Raw genomic sequence first — 531 nt, forward strand, 5'->3', positions numbered from 1 at the left:
TACAACAGCCAACGCATGGTAAAAATGCCACTCGTTGGCTGTCCCTCTTGAAGCGTTTGTTATGCTACCTTTTTGCCATTGGATGGCTTGGATTCAATTGAAGAAGATCCCACAAGTTTCCATACAAGTCTTCAAACACTGCTACCGTTCCATAGTCTTCTTCTGTTGGCTCGCGGACGAAGTTAATACCAATCGATTTCATACGCTTAAAGTCACGCCAGAAATCATCAGTATTTAGGAACAGGAATACTCGACCACCTGCTTGATTCCCAATGAAATCATGCTGCTCTGGCTTCGAAGCTCTGGCAAGTAACAACGTAACACCATGAGAATTTGGTGGAGCCACAACCACCCAACGTTTGTCTTGTTCAGGTTGATGAGTATCTTCAATAAGTTCAAATTTGAGTTTGTTTACATAAAAATCAATGGCTTCATCATAATCTTTTACAACTAAAGCAATATGGACAATGTTCTGTTTCATAGTATTCCTTATTGAAGATTTCGACTGGTAGCATAACGCCCGGCTAAGGG

The 531-nt window shown here is 41.2% G+C and carries 1 protein-coding gene; it reads right to left on the reverse strand.

Features of this window, described 5'->3' with window-relative positions:
- Window positions 1–64: 64 nt before the first annotated feature.
- Entirely contained in the window at window positions 65–481 is a 417-nt protein-coding gene (locus DD616_RS04035) for a VOC family protein (protein ID WP_017045395.1), read from the reverse strand.
- Between the last annotated feature and the right edge of the window lie 50 nt (window positions 482–531).

This window comes from Vibrio anguillarum, from assembly GCF_003390515.1.
Taxonomy (GTDB): Bacteria; Pseudomonadota; Gammaproteobacteria; order Enterobacterales; family Vibrionaceae; genus Vibrio; species Vibrio anguillarum.